The 17,518-nt window shown below is 72.8% G+C and carries 18 protein-coding genes; 6 read left to right on the top strand and 12 right to left on the bottom strand.

Features of this window, described 5'->3' with window-relative positions; translation table 11 throughout:
- Positions 1–29: 29 nt before the first annotated feature.
- The 5 genes from IL992_RS37145 to IL992_RS37125 all read right to left on the bottom strand — a co-directional run bounded on the left by IL992_RS37145 (position 30) and on the right by IL992_RS37125 (position 4,151).
- A complete protein-coding gene (locus tag IL992_RS37145; RefSeq protein WP_079316970.1) occupies positions 30–374 on the bottom strand; it encodes an RNA polymerase-binding protein RbpA in 345 nt (114 codons plus the stop codon).
- Between the two features lie 153 nt (positions 375–527).
- Positions 528–1,877, bottom strand: coding sequence for an MFS transporter (locus IL992_RS37140; protein ID WP_193207987.1), 1,350 nt, complete (start codon positions 1,875–1,877; stop codon positions 528–530).
- 132 nt (positions 1,878–2,009) lie between these two features.
- On the bottom strand, positions 2,010–2,807 hold the full coding sequence (locus IL992_RS37135) for a glycerophosphodiester phosphodiesterase (protein WP_239108794.1): 798 nt from the start codon (positions 2,805–2,807) through the stop codon (positions 2,010–2,012).
- 166 nt (positions 2,808–2,973) lie between these two features.
- Entirely contained in the window at positions 2,974–3,525 is a 552-nt protein-coding gene (locus IL992_RS37130; protein WP_193207985.1) for a TrmH family RNA methyltransferase, read from the bottom strand.
- Positions 3,522–4,151: a class I SAM-dependent methyltransferase gene (locus tag IL992_RS37125; RefSeq protein ID WP_193207984.1), complete on the bottom strand. Its 630-nt coding sequence runs from the start codon at positions 4,149–4,151 to the stop codon at positions 3,522–3,524. Before IL992_RS37125 ends, IL992_RS37130 begins: the two co-directional genes overlap by 4 nt.
- 127 nt (positions 4,152–4,278) lie before the next feature.
- Between IL992_RS37125 and IL992_RS37120 the strand changes: the two genes are divergently transcribed.
- From IL992_RS37120 to IL992_RS37105, 4 genes are all read left to right on the top strand, one after another.
- Positions 4,279–4,839, top strand: coding sequence for an RNA polymerase sigma factor (locus IL992_RS37120; protein WP_193207983.1), 561 nt, complete (start codon positions 4,279–4,281; stop codon positions 4,837–4,839).
- Positions 4,839–5,717 carry a hypothetical protein gene (locus tag IL992_RS37115; protein WP_193207982.1) on the top strand — a complete coding sequence of 293 codons (879 nt, stop codon included), beginning with the start codon at positions 4,839–4,841 and terminating at the stop codon, positions 5,715–5,717. The genes IL992_RS37120 and IL992_RS37115 overlap by 1 nt, the downstream gene beginning before the upstream one ends.
- Positions 5,718–6,116: 399 nt before the next feature.
- Positions 6,117–6,935: a hypothetical protein gene (locus IL992_RS37110; RefSeq protein WP_193207981.1), complete on the top strand. Its 819-nt coding sequence runs from the start codon at positions 6,117–6,119 to the stop codon at positions 6,933–6,935.
- Between the two features lie 96 nt (positions 6,936–7,031).
- Positions 7,032–7,541 carry a hypothetical protein gene (locus IL992_RS37105; RefSeq protein WP_193207980.1) on the top strand — a complete coding sequence of 170 codons (510 nt, stop codon included), beginning with the start codon at positions 7,032–7,034 and terminating at the stop codon, positions 7,539–7,541.
- A 5-nt stretch (positions 7,542–7,546) separates the two neighbouring features.
- On the opposite strand, the gene IL992_RS37100 is transcribed toward IL992_RS37105, so the two are convergent.
- From IL992_RS37100 to IL992_RS37090, 3 genes are read right to left on the bottom strand one after another with little or no spacing between them, the layout of a single operon-like run.
- Positions 7,547–8,494 (bottom strand): VWA domain-containing protein, encoded by a 948-nt coding sequence (locus IL992_RS37100; protein WP_193207979.1) that lies wholly within the window; start codon positions 8,492–8,494, stop codon positions 7,547–7,549.
- Complete coding sequence (locus IL992_RS37095) at positions 8,491–9,411, bottom strand: DUF58 domain-containing protein (RefSeq protein WP_193207978.1); 921 nt, start codon at positions 9,409–9,411, stop codon at positions 8,491–8,493. The genes IL992_RS37100 and IL992_RS37095 overlap by 4 nt, the downstream gene beginning before the upstream one ends.
- Entirely contained in the window at positions 9,408–10,451 is a 1,044-nt protein-coding gene (locus IL992_RS37090) for an AAA family ATPase (RefSeq protein WP_193207977.1), read from the bottom strand. The genes IL992_RS37095 and IL992_RS37090 overlap by 4 nt, the downstream gene beginning before the upstream one ends.
- Positions 10,452–10,557: 106 nt before the next feature.
- Here IL992_RS37090 and IL992_RS37085 point away from each other — a divergent pair, with 106 nt between their 5' ends.
- Positions 10,558–11,334, top strand: a complete 777-nt coding sequence (locus IL992_RS37085) for a hypothetical protein (protein ID WP_226874475.1) — start codon at positions 10,558–10,560, stop codon at positions 11,332–11,334.
- Between the two features lie 8 nt (positions 11,335–11,342).
- Here IL992_RS37085 and IL992_RS37080 read toward each other — a convergent pair whose 3' ends face one another.
- A complete protein-coding gene (locus IL992_RS37080) occupies positions 11,343–12,566 on the bottom strand; it encodes a beta-ketoacyl-[acyl-carrier-protein] synthase family protein (RefSeq protein WP_193207975.1) in 1,224 nt (407 codons plus the stop codon).
- A gap of 358 nt (positions 12,567–12,924) precedes the next feature.
- Between IL992_RS37080 and IL992_RS48690 the strand changes: the two genes are divergently transcribed.
- Positions 12,925–14,100, top strand: coding sequence for a class I SAM-dependent methyltransferase (locus IL992_RS48690; RefSeq protein ID WP_319019071.1), 1,176 nt, complete (start codon positions 12,925–12,927; stop codon positions 14,098–14,100).
- A gap of 21 nt (positions 14,101–14,121) precedes the next feature.
- Here IL992_RS48690 and IL992_RS37070 read toward each other — a convergent pair whose 3' ends face one another.
- From IL992_RS37070 to IL992_RS37060, 3 genes are read right to left on the bottom strand one after another with little or no spacing between them, the layout of a single operon-like run.
- Positions 14,122–14,766 (bottom strand): response regulator, encoded by a 645-nt coding sequence (locus IL992_RS37070; protein WP_193207974.1) that lies wholly within the window; start codon positions 14,764–14,766, stop codon positions 14,122–14,124.
- Complete coding sequence (locus IL992_RS37065) at positions 14,763–16,115, bottom strand: sensor histidine kinase (protein ID WP_319019070.1); 1,353 nt, start codon at positions 16,113–16,115, stop codon at positions 14,763–14,765. Before IL992_RS37065 ends, IL992_RS37070 begins: the two co-directional genes overlap by 4 nt.
- A 43-nt stretch (positions 16,116–16,158) precedes the next feature.
- Positions 16,159–17,490 carry an alpha-amylase family protein gene (locus tag IL992_RS37060; protein WP_193207973.1) on the bottom strand — a complete coding sequence of 444 codons (1,332 nt, stop codon included), beginning with the start codon at positions 17,488–17,490 and terminating at the stop codon, positions 16,159–16,161.
- Positions 17,491–17,518: the final 28 nt, after the last annotated feature.

Here is a 17,518-nt window from a genome sequence, read left to right as displayed (position 1 = left end):
TCCAGGCCGCCGGGGGCGTGATCGGCGTCCTACGCGCTCTTGCGCCGCTGCTCGCGCAGAATGGCGAGGCGCTCGTTCAGCACCTCTTCGAGGTCCTCGATCGAACGACGCTCCAGCAGCATGTCCCAGTGGGTCCGCGGGGGCTTCGCCTTCTTCTGCTGGGGCTGCTCCGCGTCCACCCGCAGCGCCGGGCTGCCGCAGTGACGGCACTCCCAGGTCGTGGGAATCTCGGCCTCGACGGCGAGCGGGACGGTGGTGAGATGGCCCTTGGGGCACGTGTAGGTCACCTCCTGGCGCGGGGCCAGATCGGTGTTGCGGTCGTTCTCGTAGCTGGTCGCGCCGAGCCGGGTACCGCGAAGTGCACGCTCGCCCATGTCTTTAAGCCTCCTGAGGTCCCCGCCTTCGAGGGGTTCGTTCGCCACCGCGTACAACGCCTGATACCGTGTGTGGATTCCCAGCCGAGACCTGATCCAATCGCGCTTTTTCCGTCCCACTGGTCTCAGATGTGGCCGGCGACCATGCGGCGCTCAGATGTGCTCGGGCACCTCGTTCCCCGCCTCGCGGATGGCCCTGGGCAGGTTGACGACGGTGAGCAGCACGAACCCGACGACGAAGAACACGATCAGCGAGACGATCGCGGTGCGATAGCTGTCGGTGAGCTGGAGCGCCAGCGTGAGCACCAGCGACCCCAGGAACGCCGAGCCCTTGTCGCTGATCTGGTAGAGGCTGAAGTACTCCGCCTCCCGGCCGGGCGGGATCACCAGGGAGTACAGCGAGCGCGACAGCGCCTGCGTGCCGCCCATGACGATCGCGATGGCGAAGGCGATCGCGTAGAACTGGACCGCCGCGCCCTTCTGCAGGAAGTAGGCCACGCCCACCACCGCGGTCCACACGACCAGGCTGGCCAGGACCGTGCGTTTGGTCCCGATCCTGGCCGCGATCCGCGCGAGCCCGAGCGCGCCGCCGACGGCGATGAACTGCACCATGAGGATCGCCCCGATCTGGTGCGTCTGGCTCAGCCCCAGCTCCTGGTCGGCGTACGTCGCGGAGAACCCGATCACCGTCTGGACGCCGTCGTTGTAGACCAGGTAGGCCGCGAGGAACAGCAGCGTGCGGGGATAACGCCGCAGGTCGGCGAGGGTCCGGCCGAGCTGGCGGACGCTGCCGGCCACGGCCCGGACCGCGGTCGCCTCGTGGACCGGCACCCGCCGGTTGCGCAGGCGCAGCATCGGGATCAGGGTGAACGCGCCCCACCACAGGCCCGCCGACGCCAGGCTCACCCGGACCGCCAGGCCCTCCTCGACCGCGCCGGACAGGTAGAGCACCAGGTTGAGCGCGAGCAGCAGGCCCCCGCCCAGGTAGCCGAAGCCCCAGCCCCTGCTGGAGATCGCGTCGCGTTCCTCCGCGCCCGAGATCTGCGGCAGGAAGGAGTCGTAGACCACGCGCGCCGAGCCGAACGTCACGTTGGCGACCAGGAACAGCAGGCCGCCGAGCAGGTAGCCGCCGCCGGAGACGAGGTAGAAGCCGAGCGTGGCCGCCGCGCCCAGGTAGGCGAAGACCCCCAGGATCTGCTTCTTGCGGCCGGTATGGTCGGCCAGGGCGCCGACGATCGGCATGATCACGATCTGCAGCAGCACCGAGATCGTCACCAGGGCCGTGAAGTACGCCTTCGGCCGCAGGTCCAGGCCGAGGAACGACACGAAGCCGTCCTCGCCGCCCGCCGCGGTCGTGGCGATCGACGTCAGGTACGGCCCGAGGAAGACGGTCAGGACCGTCGTCTGGAACGCCGAGTCCGCCCAGTCGTACCAGTACCAGCCGCGTTGCTCGCGCCGCCGCGCGCCGGGGATCTCCTCGTGGACGACCTGGGGAGCGGTCATGGTCTCTCCTCGCGGGGGTGGAGCGTCGCCGGGGGCTCCAACGGGGGCCGGGCTTCGAAGGGGGTGGAGTTCGGCGGGCAGAGGCTCAGCGGGTGCGGCGGGGCGGTCCGGGCCGGGCGGGGTGGTGCGGGGTCACGGCTCGGCCGGGCGGGGATGCCACTGCCCGCGCGACTTGAGCACGTCGCGCAGGCCGCTGATGTTGTCCGTCATGATCCCGTCGACGCCGAGATCGAGCAGGTGGGCCATCGTCACCGGGTCGTTCACCGTCCACACGTGCACCTGCATCCCGATCGCGTGCGCGGTGCGCACGAGGGCGCGGGTGGTCACCCGAAGGCCGCGGAACCCGATGGGCGCCTGCGCGCACGGCACCCCCGCCCGAGCCAGCCCGGACAGCAGCCTTCCGTACCCGCCGCCCATCGCGGCCGTACGCAGGGCGGCCAGGCCGCGCGGGCCGAGCGAGAAGCAGACCTCCCGGTCGATCGCGCGCCGGGCGCGGGCCAGCCGGGCGTCGGAGAACGAGGTCAGGCACACCCGGTCGTAGGCGCGGGTGCGGCGGATCGCCCGCGCCAGCGGCACGATCGCGGCGCTCTCCTTGACGTCGATGTTGAACCGCACGTCCGGCCAGGCGCCGAGCAGATCCTCCATCAGCGGGATCTCGTGCCGCCCGCCGATCCTGGCCCTGCGCACCTCGCGGTAGGGAAGCCGCGAGATGCGGCCGGTGCGGTCGGTGACCCGGTCGAGTGTGTGGTCGTGGAACGCGAGCAGGACGCCGTCGGCGGTCGCGTGAGCGTCGGTCTCCAGGTAGGTGTAGCCGAGCTCGACCGCCCGGGAGAAAGCGGCCATGGTGTTCTCGCGGGCCTCCGCCGCCCCGCCTCGGTGAGCGAAGGCGAGTGGTCCGGGATGGTCGAGGAACGCGAAACGGCGGTGCACGAAAGGAGTATGCCGGGTTCCGGCCATACAGTCAGCGCGCCAAGGTGAACATTTGCGTCACAAGAGTCCCTTGTCATCTTCGGGCCGGATGTAGCGCGTCGGCGCGTCGCGCCGCACACCGTAGGCGGTCCCGGTCGGGCCGGTGGCCGTTTGAGGAGGAGGGCGGCTACCCGGCGGACGACGCCCACTCCTGCCGCCTGGCCTCCGCCATCGCGATGGCCGCGGCGACCGCCACGTTGACCGATCCGACCCTGCCGACCTGGGGGATGTAGGCCACCGAGTCGGCCGCCTCCAGGCAGGCGGGGGAGCAGCCGTGGTCCTCGCTGCCGAGCACCAGGCAGACGTCGCCGTCGAGCTTGGCCTCGTGCAGGGGAACGGCGTCGCCGGTCAGTTCGACGGCGATCACCCGGAAGCCCTCCTCCCTGGCGGCGCGTACGGCCTCGGCGACCGGGACCGGCTCGTGCCACTCGACCAGCCGGTCGGTGCCGAGCGCGGTCTTCTGCGCCTTGGGGTTGGTGGGCGGGGTGGCGTTGCCGGCCAGCCAGACCGTCTCAACGCCGAAGGCGGCGGCCGTACGGAAGATCGATCCGATGTTGAAGGGGCCGGTCACCGATTCGAGGATCAGCGCGAGACGGCCCTCGGTGTTGCGGCGCCAGGTGCGGTTGAGCCGCTTGACGTCGGTCGGCTTGAGCTGCCTGCGCGGGTTCGGAGTGCTCATCGCTCCTTGCTCTCTCGCTCCTGGATCTCGGCGGGACGGGCGTCGACCCGCAGTACGCGGTAGGCGGACCGGGAGGCCAGCCGTGAGGTGGGCCGGCCCTGCTCGCTCAGCCAGCGCTGCAGGGAGTCGGAGCCAAGGTGCTTCTGCACGACCAGGTACGCGCTGCCGTCGGGGGTGAGCCGGTCGAGCCACCGGGTGAGCATCTCGTGGAGTGCGGCCTTGCCGATCCGGATGGCCGGGTTCGACCAGATGGCCCGGAACCTGACGTCCTCGGGCATCTCGTCGACATGAACGGACCTTACTTTGTCAAGGCCGGCGCTCTTGGCGTTCCGCTCGCACAGCTCGACCGAGCGGCGGTTGACGTCGACGGCCCACACCGTGGCCCCCGGCGCCCGCGACGCCATCGTCAGCGCGATGGGCCCGTAACCGCATCCGAGGTCGAGCAGGTCGCCCTCGGCGGGGGGCGGGGGCACGGTCTCCAGCAGCACCCGCGTCCCCGGGTCGATCCGTTCGGGGGAGAACACCCCGCGGTCGGTCTCCAGCCGCAGGTGCAGATCCGGGAGGACCAGGGTGACCGAGCCGGGCCGGCTGGCCGCCTGGGGGCTCTCCTCGAAGTAATGGGCCACGTGCCCAAACGTACCAACGCCGCGGACCGCTGATCTCCACGCCTGCGGGAATCGGGAAAGGCTGAAACACTTCCGGCCTTCCGGACACGTACGAGATGACGGAGAAAGCCGTGAAGGGGGAGTATCGGTGGCCCGCTCGGACCTGAGGCGTCGTTTCGAGGAGATCTATCTGGCGCATTACGCGGATCTCCTCGGATACGTGCGGCGCCGCACCGCGTCCCCCGAGGACGCCGCCGACGCTCTCGCAGAGACCTTCGCCACGGCGTGGCGGCGCATCGGCGACGTGCCGGCCGGCCCGTCGGCCCGATTATGGCTGTACGGCGTGGCCCGGCGGGTGCTGGCGAACGGCCGCAGGGCCGAGACCCGCAGGAGCGCGCTCGTGGAGCGTCTCGGCGCCGAACTCGGCCAATGGGACGAGCACGATCGGACGCCGGATCACGAGGATCTCGACGCGGTACGTGCGGCGTTCCGGCGTCTCGGCCCCGACGACCGCGAGGTGCTGGCGCTGGTGAGCTGGGAGGGGCTGGGATCGGCGGAGATCGCCACGGTGCTGGGCTGCTCACGCGGAGCCGCCCGCCTCCGGCTGCACCGGGCCCGCAAGCGCCTCGCCAAGGAGTTGAGCTGCGCGGGGGTGGACGTGGCCAGGTATGGCGCGCGGATGCCGGCGCTTGCAGGAGGGGAGGCGTGATGAGCTACGACCGCGATGACCTGCACCGGCTCGTCGCCGGGATCGCCCCGGACCCGGGTCCGGGGATGACACCGGCCGCCCTGGACCTGCTGGAGGAGATCGTCTCCGGCCCGGTTCCGGCGACCCGCCGTCTCCGTGTGCCGGAGGCGGTCACCGGCGCCGCCCGCCGCGTCCTGCGCCGCCCCCGCCTGGCGCCGCTGATCGTCTCGCTCACCGCCGTCCTGCTGGCCGTGGGCTGGCTCGTGCCCGGCGCGGCCGGCCTCGGCCCCGCGCCCGCCGCCGCGGCGCTCGACATCAGGCGGGAGGGCGACCACTACGTCGTCATGGTGCGGGACCTGTTCGCCGCTCCCGCGTCGTACCAGCGCGAACTGCGCGACCGCGGCCTGGACGTGGACGTGCGGCTCGTGCCGGTCTCGTCCGCCTGGGCCGGACAGGTGATCGGCTTCGACGGCACGCGGGACAACAGTGCCATCACCGCGATCAAGGCGCCGGGTGAGTGCACGCGCTTCGGCGGCTGCGCGATCGGCTTCCGTATCCCGGTTGGTTTCCGCGGGCACGCGACCGTGTTCCTCGGCCGCGCCGCACGGGCGGGGGAACGCTACGGAATCCTGGAGGCCTTCGACATGGAGGGCCAGCCCTTCCACTGCGTGGACTACGTCAACAAGACCGTCGCCCAGGTCCTGCCCCTGCTGCGGGAGCGCGGCGTGCGAGCGGAGTTCACCTCCTACGTCACCAAGAGCACCAGGCCGTCCGCCCCGGCCTCCTGGTATGTCTACGAAGGGGTCATGGTCGCCGACGGACAGGCGCTCGTGCTGGTCGGCCCCACCCCGAACCCCCGGCCGCGCCCCAGGGACGCCTTCTGCCCCCGGAACCGCTGAGCACGGCCGCTGAGCACGGCCACTGACAGTGGCCACGCGGCCCGGTGGGACGGCGCGGGCCGCGCCGGGCGGGCGAGCGCGGACGCCGCCCGCACCGGTCACAGTGGATCGCGCCGTCGGCGCTGATCGGCACGCCCCACGGCCCTCCAGGTCGGTCGCCGGGCGCGGTCTGCCCGGATTCTCCCTAGTGCCCTCCACAAAGTTCACCCGGAGTCGGGGGAGCGGAGCGGAAGGGAGCGAGGACCGGAGCGAAGGCCCAGCGGAGCGGGCTTCGCGAGGACCGGAGATTCCTTCCGGCGCAGTGACCAACCCGGCCAGGGAGGACCGGAGGTTCCTTCCGGGGCAGTGACCAACCCGGCCAAAGTTCGTGGCCACCCCCACTAGACGATCGGATTCGCCATGCCCGCATACGCCCGTGCCCTGCTCCCGGCGCTCGCGGGGATCAGGCGCCACCGGGTCTTCACGATCGTGCTCACCGCCGCGGCCGCGCTCAGGGTGGTCACCATGCTCGGTTATCCGCCCGCCCGGATGTACTGGTACGACTCGTTCGCCTACCTGCACAACGCCGTCCACCTGCGGCCGGAGCAGGGGTTCCATCCGATCGGATACCCCCTGCTGCTGCGCGCCCTGCTGCACTTCCACAGCGTCGAGGTGGTCGTCGCCCTGCAGCACACGATGGGACTGGCGACCGGCGTCGTCGTCTACGCGGCGCTGCGCGGCAGGGGACTGCCCGGCTGGGCCGCCGTGACCGCCTCGGCGCCGGTGCTGTTCGACGCGTCGTTCCTCCGCTTGGAGCACGCGGTGGTGTCCGACACGCTGTTCATCCTGCTGGTCGTCGCCGCCACGGCCCTGCTGGTCCGCCGGCCGGTGCCGTCCGCGCGTGCCGCCGTGACCGCCGGCCTGCTGCTCGCGGGCGCCGCCCTCACCCGGACGATCGCGCTGCCGCTGATCCTGCTCGTCCTGCTGGGGCTCGCCGTCCGCCGCGTCCCCTGGCGCCGGCTGGCCGCGCTCGCCCTGTCCGGGGTGCTGCCGGTCGCCGCGTACGCGGCGTGGTACGGCGGGGTCCACGGCCGGTTCGGCGTCAGCGGCACCGACGGCGTGGTGTTGTGGGCCCGCACGATGACCTTCGCGGACTGCACCGTCATCCAGCCTCCGCCGGACCTCGCGCCACTGTGCCCGAACGGGACAGTCCTCGACGCCGCGGGGGAGTACGTGTAGGCGAAGGACTCCTCACTCAACCGGCTGCCCGGCGGACACGTCGCGCTCAGCGACCGGGCACGTGCCTTCGCGCTGCGCGCCATCGCCGCCCAGCCGGTGGACTACCTGCGCGATGTTGTGAAGGACACCGCGCTGGCGTTCGCCTGGACCCCCGTCGCCCACCCGGCGCGCGCCGTCCCCGCGTTCGGCTTCGCCCTCGGCACCTGGCCGCTGCCCGCCGATCAGCCGCTCGCCGATCAGGTCAGACGGGAGTACGACCCGGATCTCACCGGTATGCGCTCGGTCCGGCCGTACGCCGACCTGCTCATCGCCTACCAGTACCCGGCCCACCTGCGCGGGCCGCTGCTGGCCGCCATTCTGCTGCTGGGTTTGGCGGGCGCGCTGCGGCGACCGCGGCGGACGGCCGCGCTGCCGTGGGCGGTCGCCGTGACGCTGCTGGTCGCGCCAGTGGCCGTGCTCGACTTCGACCACCGCTACGTGCTTCCCGTCGTGCCCGTGGCGTGCCTGGCGGCCGGGCTGGCCTTCGCCCGGCCCCCTCGTCGCGCGGTGGTGCGGAAGGCCCGCGAGCTGCCCCGCGAGGCGCCGTCGGCTGAACGCGCCGGGTGACGGGGTCAGGGGAGGCGGGCGCCCAGCAGCATCGCCGCGGCGGCGGCCAGCAGGCCCGCGACGATCGCCGCCACGAGGAACCGCTGGGTGATCTCCTGGTGCACGACCTTGTAGCCGAGCGAGGTGCCGATCTGCGCGTACACGTCGCGCAGTTCGCTGCCCGACTCCGCCGTGTACGCCCGGCCTCCGGTGCCGTCCGACAGCGACTTCAGAGTGGTCTTGTTGACCGGCACCTGCACCGCCCGGTTGTCGATCGTCACCGTGCCCTCGGGCGTGCCGTACGCGATCGTGGACACCGGCACCTTGGCGCTGACCGACGCCTCGATGGCCTCGTTGACCGACCGTCCGGAGGTGTTGTCGCCGTCCGACAGCAGCACGATGGCGGACGGGGGCGGATCGGTGACCGCCCGCTGGTCGAACGACCTGATCGAGTCGAGCGAGTTGAACACGGCCTCGCCGATCGCAGTGCCGGGCCGGGTGGTCAGGCTGGAGATCGCGGTGTTCACGGCGGCGTGGTCCGTGGTGGGGGAGATCAAGACGGCGGCCGATCTGGCGAAGGCGACCACTCCGACGTTGAACCGCTCGGGAAGGTCTCTCACGAACTGCTGGGCGGCCTGCTTGGCCGCGACGAGCCGGCTGGGCGGCACGTCGGCCGACTCCATCGACAGCGACACGTCCACGGCGACCATGATGGTGGCGCGGTCGCGGGGCACCCTCACCTCGCCCGCCGGCCGGGCCGCGCCGAGGACCAGCAGGCTCATCATGACGAGGAACAGCACGGCCGGCACGTGCCGCCGCCAGGTGGGCCGCTCGGGCGCCACCAGCGACAGCAGCGCGAGGTTCGTGAAGCGCACCGTGTAGCGGCGGCGCGCGAACTGCGCCGCGACGTACGCCGCGACCAGCGCGGCGACCAGGACGAACAGCCAGAGCCAGCCGGGGGCGAGGAAGGTCATGCGCCCGCCTTCCTGTTCGCGGCCCGGCGCAGCAGGTGGGAGGCCCGCCGCTGGCGCAGCACGAACTCGGCGATGTCGAACACCCAGTCGCGGTCGGTGCGCAGCACGAGGTGGGCCGCCCCGGCCCGGCGCAGCGCCGTCCGGGTCGCCCACCGCTGCTCGGCCGCCGCCTCGGCGTACCGCTCCCTGAGCGTGCGCGACAGGTGGACGCCGCGCGAGCGCCCGGTCTCGGGGTCGGCGAGGGTGACGAACCCGACGTCGGGCAGCTCCAGCTCGCGGGGATCGATGACCTCGACGGCGAGCACCTGGTGCCGCGCGGCCAGGCGGCGCAGCGGCGGCTCCCAGGAGTCGGGCGAGTCGAGGAAGTCGGAGACGACCACCCGCAGCCCGCGCTTGCGGTGCGCCGTCGCCATCATCTCCAAAGCCTCCCCGAGGTCCACCGCGCCCTGCGCGGGCGGCGCGCTGAGCAGCGAGTGCAGCAGAGCGTACAGCCGGGGCCGGCCGGGCTTGGCCGGATAGCGGTGCACGTCGTCGCCGTACAGGATGTAGGCGCCGAACCGGTCGCCCACCCGGCTGGCCAGGATCCCGATCGCCCCGACGGCGCTGACGACCAGATCGCGTTTCGACATGTCGGCCGTGCCGAACTCCATGCTGGCCGACAGGTCGGCCACCGCCCAGGTCTCCAGCTCCCGGTCGGCGATCAGGTCGCGCACATGCGGGACCGTCGTGCGCGCCGTCACCGCCCAGTCCATGCGGCGCACGTCGTCCTCGCCGGGCACGTACACGCGGGTGTCGCCGTGGTCGCTGCCGGGCCCGGGGATCAGCCCCTGGTGGCGGCCCTGCAGCAGCCCGTCCAAACGCCGCACCACCGTCAGCTCCAGCCGCCGCAGCGCCTGGTCGGGGTTCGCCCCGCTCACCGCATGCCCTGATTCCACACGACGAGCGGCGGCGGCACCGCCTGCAGGACCCGGCGTACGACGTCGTCGGGGTCCACCTCGTCGGCCAGCGCGTCGAAGGTGAGCATCAGCCGGTGCGACATGACGTCGACCGCCACGTCGCGGACGTCGTCGGGCAGCAGGTAGTCGCGCCCGCGCAGCAGGGCCAGGGCCCGCCCGGCGGCGATCAGGCCCAGCGTCGCCCGGGGGCTCACCCCGATCTCGATCGTGTCCTGCAGGTCGGCCAGGCCGTAGTCGGCAGGGGTGCGCGTGGCCATGACCAGCCGTACGACGTAGTCGGCCACGAGCTGGTGGACCGAGACCTCCTCGGCCATGTCCTGCAGCCGCACCAGCGTGGCCGGGTCGAGCACCGGCCGGGGCACGGGCGGGCGCACGCTCATCCGCTGCAGGATCTCCAGCTCCTCGTGCGCGCTCGGGTGGGACACGCGCACCTTGAACAGGAACCGGTCGCGCTGCACCTCGGGCAGCGGGTAGACGCCCTCCGACTCGATCGGGTTCTGCGTGGCCAGCACGATGAACGGCCGGGGCAGCGAATGGGTGCGCCCCGCGAGCGTCACCTGCCGTTCGGCCATCACCTCCAGCAGGGCCGACTGCACCTTCGCCGGAGCGCGGTTGATCTCGTCGGCGAGCAGGAAGTTGACGAACACCGGCCCGAGCTCGACGTCGAACCGCTCGGTGCTGGGATGGTAGACGCGGGTGCCGACGATGTCGCTGGGCACCAGGTCGGGGGTGAACTGGATGCGGGCGAACGTGCCGCCCACGACGGTGGCCAGCGTCGAGGCCGCGAGCGTCTTGGCGACTCCCGGGACGCCTTCGAGCAGGCAGTGTCCCCGGGCGAGCAGCGCCACCAGCAGCCGCTCGACCATGTGCTCCTGCCCGACGATCACGCGCCGGACCTCGGCCAGCGCCTCCCGCAGGGCGTCCAGCCGGGCCTCGTCCTCCTCCTGCTCCGTCGCGCCCTCGCCGGGCTCCGGGTCACTGCGTTCATCGGCAACGGTCATGCTCGTTATTCAATCGTGACTCGGCTGGAGAATCCATTTCTCTCCCATTTGCCCGTCCCGGCGCGTGCCACACCCCCTGACGCGCCCGTGTGTTTTGATGTGGAGGATGGTCACTCCGCTGCAGTACGGCGACCCGCCCCACGTGGGGCCGTTCGCGCTGCAGGCGCGTCTGCAGACGGCCCCGGCCGGGCTCGTCTATCTGGGCCAGGCGCCCGACGGCCGGGTGGTGTCGGTGGCCGTCCTGTCCAGCGGCGCCGCCCTCGACGCCGCCGCGAGGGACCGGTTCGTCACCGCGATCAAGGACGCACAAAGCAGCGCGATCAGGGAAACACAGGGCCGGACGGGCGTACGCGGGTGGGGCGCCTCGCTGGTGGACCGCGTGCGCGGCAGGGTTTCTCCCGACACCCCTCCCGTCCTGGCGATGCAGGACGGGCCCGCGCCCTGGGTGGCCGTGCCGTTCGTGCCGAACGGCCCGGGGGCCGAGCGGTTCCTCGACCCGGTCACCGTTTCCGGCACGTTGATCGGGCGGCGGCACGGGCCCGACTTCGCGCACTACTGGCTGGGCGACCGCACCCCCGCGCTGCCCGCTCCACCCGGGCCGCCTCCGCCGCCGGTGGCCACCCGGCGCTCGGTCGTGCTCGCCTCGACGCTGCTGGCCACGCTCGTGCTCGCGCTGCTGCTGGTCACCTGGATGCTGCTGTTCCGCGGCGAGGACGAGCCGGAGCCGCCCCGGCCGCTGCCGAACACGCAGTTCGTGCCCACCCCGCCGCCCGAGCCCGCCTCACCCGAGCCGCAGCAGCCCACCCCCGGCCCGTCCGGCAGCGGCGACGGCAGCCAGAGCCCCTGGCCGGACGACCTCTTCGGCGGCCGCGGCCCGATCTGACGCGCGGCTCAGGCGGTGGTGAACACCAGGGACGCGTTGTGGCCGCCGAAGCCGAAGGAGTTCACCAGCCCGGCCGTCCAGCGGCCGCTGCGCGGCGCTCCGGCCACCAGGTCGAGCTTCACCTCAGGGTCCGGGTCGTCGAGGTTGCGGATGGCCGGGATCACTCCGTCGCGCAGGGCGAGGACGGTGGCGATCGCGCCCAGCGACCCGGCCGCCCCGCACAGGTGGCCGGTCATCGACTTGATCGCGGTGACCGCGGGATGCGTCCCGATCGCCTCGGCGATCGACGCGTTCTCGGTCAGGTCGCCCGGGGGGGTCGAGGTGGCGTGAGCGTTCACGTGCCCCACGTCGAGAGCGTCCAGACCGGCGTCGGACAGGGCGAGCCGCATCGCCCGCGCCTGCCCGGCCGCGTCGGGGGCGGTGATGTGAAAGGCGTCGGAGGTGACTCCGGCGCCGGCGAGGGTGGCGTGCACCCGGGCGCCGCGGGCGGCGGCGAACTCCTCGCGTTCCAGCACCACCAGCGCGGACCCCTCGCCCAGCACGAAGCCGTCGCGCCCCAGGTCGAAGGGCCGTGACGCCTCCCGCGGCGCGTCGTTGCGCGTGGAGACGGCCTTGGCCTGGGCGAACCCGGCCAGGGTCAGCGCGTGCACGCACGCCTCCGCCCCGCCGGCGACGACCACGTCGGCGCGCCCGAGCCTGATGAGGTCCAGGCCCGTCGCGATCGCCTCGGCGCCGGTGGCGCACGCGCTCACCGGCGTGTGGGCGCCTCCGCGCGCGCCGAGCTCGATGCTGACCACCGCCGCCGGTCCGTTGGGCATCAGCATGGGCACCGTGTAGGGCGAGACCCTGCGCGGGCCGTACCTTTCGAGGATCTCGTTCTGGTTGAGCGTGGTCAGGACGCCGCCGACGCCCGTGCCGATCACCACGGCGAGGCGCTCGGGCTCGACGCCGGGCGCCCCCGCGTCCGCCCACGCCTCCCGCGCGGCGATCAGCGCCGCCTGCTGGCAGCGGTCGAGCCGCCGCGCCGTCACCCGGCCCAGCACCTCGGCGGGGTCCACCGGCAGCCGGCCGGCGATCCGTACGGGCAGGTTCTCGGCCCAGTCCTCCTCGATCAGCCGGATACCGGACCGTCCTTCCAGCAGGCCCGCCCAGGTGGTGGCCACGTCCGCGCCCAGCGGCGTGATGGCGCCCAGCCCGGTGACCGACACCCGCGCCCTGATCCCGTCTCCCATCGAGGACCCCCTTTTCTGTGATGGCCGCACCGATTCGTCCCGTACGGCGGTGTGCGAATCGCGCTCGGCCGTTTCCGGTCCTCACGCTGCCAAAGCGCCCTCATCTCCGGCAGGCGTGACGATCAACCAAAAAGACGCGGAAGATTTGTCGGCGCTGCGCAGCCCGCCGCCGTTCCTCACCGGTCCGTGTTTGCCTGTCGCGGAGCGGTGTGCGAATCTCGGGGCAGTCTTTCTGAAAGGGCTGATCGTGACGCTCGGAATGGTTCTCGGCGACGCCTCCTCTCGCGCTTCGACGCGGGAGCGGTAACCCTTCCTGCCCCGTCAGCCACGCCCGTGCCGTAGCACGGGCGAGTCCGCCGTGCTCCTCGTCGAAGTGCTCTTCGTGCCCATCGCACACGTCGATCACGAGGAGTACGTCGTGTCCACCATCCACTGGACCGAAGCCCGCATCGTCCGATCCGCCCGCTGGCACTCCGAGAGCGCCGCCCCGCCGCCCCGGCGGATCGTCGTCGCGGACGACCACATGAAGGCCGGCACCGCCTACCGGCTCGCCTGCGAAGGCACGGCGTTGCTGTGGAGAGGCGACTATCACAACGCACGTCAGCTCCTGCGGGCGATGAGCCGCCGCATCGACCGCAAGCCCCTCGCTGCCGGGAACGACCCCCGTGAGGCCTTCCGCCTTCACCGCCGGGCCCGCGGCGACCGGGCCCGCGTCCTGGGCAGGCTCGTCGTGGTGCTGGACGACACCTACGCCCTGGACCTGCGCAGGGCTCCGGACGTACGGCACGCGTGCACGGAGGCGTACGGCACGCCGCACGAGCCGATGGCGGTCGCCCTCACCGAGCTGCTGGGTGTGATCGGGGCGCACCAGTGGCGTCTCAAGGGCGTGGAGATACCTTTCCTCGGCGCTCGCATCCATCCCCACTACGGCGTCTTCTCCCCGGTCAGGGGGGAGTACGTCGACCTGGTCGCCCGGACGCCGTTCGGCCGCGCCCGCCACACCGCGTTCGACCTCGGCACGGGAACCGGAGTGCTGGCCGCGGTTCTGGCTCATCGGGGGGTCGATCACGTCGTCGCCACCGACATCAATCCGCGTGCGCTGGCGTGCGCCCGTGACAACCTCAGCCGGCTGGGCCTCGCCGCCCGCGTCGACGTGATCGGTCCTCGCCTCTTCCCCGAGGGGCGCGCCGATCTCGTCGTCTGCAACCCTCCCTGGATTCCCGCCCGTCCGAGCTCGGCCCTGGAGCAGGGCGTCTACGATCCGGACAGCGGCATGCTCCAGGGCTTCCTGGACGGGCTCGCCGCCCACCTGCGACCGGGCGGCGAAGGCTGGCTCATCCTGTCGGACCTGGCCGAGCACCTCGGACTCAGGCCACGCGGCCACCTGCCGGCCCTGATCGAGGCGGCGGGACTGCGCGTGGTGGACAGGATCGATACCAGGCCGCGGCACCCACGGACGACGGACGGCGCCGATCTCCTCCACGCCGCCCGGGTCGCGGAGGTCACCTCGCTGTGGCGTCTGACCCGCAGATGACCGCGGGTCGCCCAGGCGGGATCAGCGGGGGGAGACGAAGCCCGACTCGTAGGCGGCGACGACCGCCTGCGTGCGATCGCGGGCGCCCAGTTTGGACAGGACGTTTCCCACGTGGGTCTTGACGGTCTCCGTGCCGACGACGAGTTCGGCGGCGATCTCCGCGTTCGACAGGCCGCGTGCCATCAGCCGCAGCACGTCCCCCTCACGCGTGGTCAGCCGGCCGATGCCGGGGACGGCGCGGGCGGCGCCGCGGGCCGCGACCAGCGACCGGATGGCGGCGGGGAACAGCAGCGACTCGCCCGCCGCCACCCGGATCGCCTGGACGAGCTCGTCCGCCCTCGCCCGTTTGAGCAGGAAGCCGCTCGCGCCGGCCCGCAGCGCCTCGTAGACGTAGTCGTCGTTCTCGAACGTCGTCACCACCACCACCTTGGGCGCGCCCTCGGCGGCCGTAAGGGCCCGAGTCGCCTGAATGCCGTCCACCGCCGGCATGCGTACGTCCATCAGGACGACGTCGGGCCGGAGCGAGCGGGCCAGCGACACCGCCGCCGCGCCGTCGGCCGCCTCGCCCACAACGCTCAGGCCGGGCTCGGACTCGACGATGATCCGCAGACCGGTGCGGATCAGGTCCTCGTCGTCGGCCAGCAGCACCCCGATGCTTCCGCTCATGTCTCCGTCCGCCCCTCGCCGGAGTCCTCGTCCATGCCTTCGCCCGCGCTCTCGGCGCGCCTGCCCGGGAGCAGGGCGGCATCCGCGCCCGGAAGCGGGACGCGGACCTCGACCCGCCACGTCTCGCCGTCGCCTCCCGCCTCCATCCGGCCCCCGAGCAGCGTCACCCGCTCCCGGATGCCGTCCAGCCCGTGCCCCGGTGTGCCGGACGTGCCGCCGCTCCTGCCGCGCCGGCGCGGTCCGGCCGGGCCTCGCCGGTGGTTCGCACGGACCTCGTTGCGCACGCACACCTCCAGGACGCGGTCGTGTACGCCGGCGTCGACCTCGATCGGGCCCGTGCCGTGCCGGATCGCGTTGGTCAACGCCTCCTGCACGACGCGGTAGGCCTCCCGGGAGATCACGGGAGGCACCGCGGACAGGTCGCCGAGCCGGCGGGAGACCGGCCGGTCTCCGGTGAGTGCGGCGTCGAGCAACGCGGGGAGGTCGCCGAGGGACGGCTCGGGCGAGGCCCGTCCCGCGCCCTCCCGCAGGACGCCGATGACATGGTCGAGCTCGTTCAGCGCGCTCCGGGCGGAGGTCTCGATCGCCTCCAGCGCGGCCCGGGCGGCGGCGGGGTCCCGGTCGAGCACCCGGCCCGCGGCGGCGGCCTGCACGGTCACCACGCTGAGGGCGTGGCCCACCGAGTCGTGCAACTCCCTGGCGAGCCGGTTGCGCACCGCCAGCCGGTGGGCCGCCTGCCGCGCCAGGGCGAGCCGGTCGGCCGCGGAGGGCCCGAGGAACGCGGGGGCCAGGCGGGCGAGCAGCGTCCCGGCGCCGACCGCGAGGAAGAGCAGGCAGACGAGGAGGGCCAGCCCGGCCGGCGGACCCCACGCCGCCGCCCAGCCGCTGCTGATCCCGGAGTCCACCAGCCCGAGGTGATCCCCGGCCAGCGGAAGGACCGCAAGCCAGACCGCGAACGGCACCATGGCCAGGGTCACCCCGCTCACCAGGCCGCCGACTCCCAGGTGCAGGGTGAACCACGCCGCGGTCCTGCGGCGTTCGGACCAGGTCCGCCGTACGGGAGACGGCGGGGTCTCGACGGCCGCGCCCAGCAACGCGCGGGCGGCGGCGACCTCGAAGGCCCGGACCGGCAGGAACAGCCCCGACACCGCCACCACCGGGAGCACCCCGATGAAGATCAACGGCTGAACCGACAGCAGCGGGTCGCCGGCGTCCGGCGTCGGACGCCACAGCGCCGTCGCGACCTCTCCGGCCATCATGTAGGGCATGAGCAGCGCGCCACCGACGATCAGGCAGGCCCACCTGCGGTAGGTGATCCTGTCGATGAGCGGGGCGAGGACGCGGTTCACGTTCCGATCGTCCCGCACGCGCGGCGAACGCCGTGCCGTCCGGTCACGGCCTGTGGACAAGCACCCGCCACCCGTGCGCGGGCACGAGAGCGGGGTCCCCGTCCGGGCCGGCCGCACCGGCCCAGCTCTCCGCCCCGGCCCAGCTCTCCGCGACGGTCAGCCGGGAGACGTCCATCGGGAAGCGGTAGGCGTCGTCGCCGATGTTGAGCAGCGTGACGACTTCTCCCATCCCTCCCTCGCTGCGCAGCGCGAGGGCCCTGTTGGCGACGTGCTCGGCCTTCGTACGAGCCCGGACCAGCCAGGGGTGTCGGCGGCGCAGCCCGATCAGCCGCTGGTGGAGCCGGTAGACGGGCATGCCGTGCGGCGCCAGGTCGCCCGGGCCGTCGGGGAAGGCGGGCCGGATCGCGTCGTCGCCCCCAACGCGTTCCTCCTTGACCCCGAGGAACGCCTGCTCGTCCCCGTAATAGAGGCTCGGCACCCCGCCGACGGTCATCAGGACCGCCAGGGCGTGCCCCAGGTGCCGCGGATCGGCGAGCCTGCTGGCCAGGCGGGTCACGTCGTGGTTGCCGACGAACGTCATCGGCGCGAACACCTCCAGCAGCCGGTCGTGCCGGTCGAGCGCCCAGGCGAGTTCGAAGAAGTTGCCGTCGTTGAGGGAGCTCCAGATGGCCTTCCACAGCTCGTACTGCGTCACCGAGTCGAGCCCGCCCTCGGTGACGTACGCCGCGTAGTCGCCGTGGATCACCTCGCCGGCGAACCAGGCGTCCGGATGTTCCCGCCGCACCCGGGTGACGGCCTCCCTCCAGAAGGCGAGCGGCACCGCGTACGCCGCGTCGAGCCGCCAGCCGGACGCGCCGCGGCCGAGCCAGTGGCTCATCACCCGTACGACGTGGTCGAGGACGGCGGGCTCCGCGTGGTTCAGCGCGACCAGATGGTCGTGGCCCTCGAACACGGCGAAGCCGCCGGCGCCGTCACCCGGGCGGAACCAGCGGGCGGCGGGGGAGTCCGGCCCTTCCGCGAGCGCCCGGGCGAAGACGGGAAACCCCCTGCCCACGTGGTTGAACACCCCGTCGAGCAGCACCCGGAGCCCGCGCCGCCGCGCCTCGGCCACCAGGTGGTCGAAGTCGTCGTCGTCCCCGAGCCGGGGATCGACGCGGAAGTGGTCCACCGTGTCGTACCCGTGCGTCTCGGACGCGAAGATCGGGCCGAGTTGGAGACCCGAACAGCCGAGGTTCACGGCGTAGTCGAGCCAGCTCTCCAGACGCCGCAGCCGGTGCCGGACCGGCGCTCCCTCGGGTGCCGCCGTCAGCGGGGCGCCGGTGAAACCCATCGGGTAGACATGCCACCAGATCGCGTGGTCGCTCCACGACGTCACAGCCGCTCCTCACCGTCGTCCGGTCCTG

Origin of the sequence: Microbispora sitophila, from assembly GCF_014892245.1 — a bacterium.
Taxonomy (GTDB): Bacteria; Actinomycetota; Actinomycetes; order Streptosporangiales; family Streptosporangiaceae; genus Microbispora; species Microbispora siamensis.
Note: the sequence above shows the minus strand (reverse complement) of the source record. Positions and strands in the feature narration are given on the sequence as shown.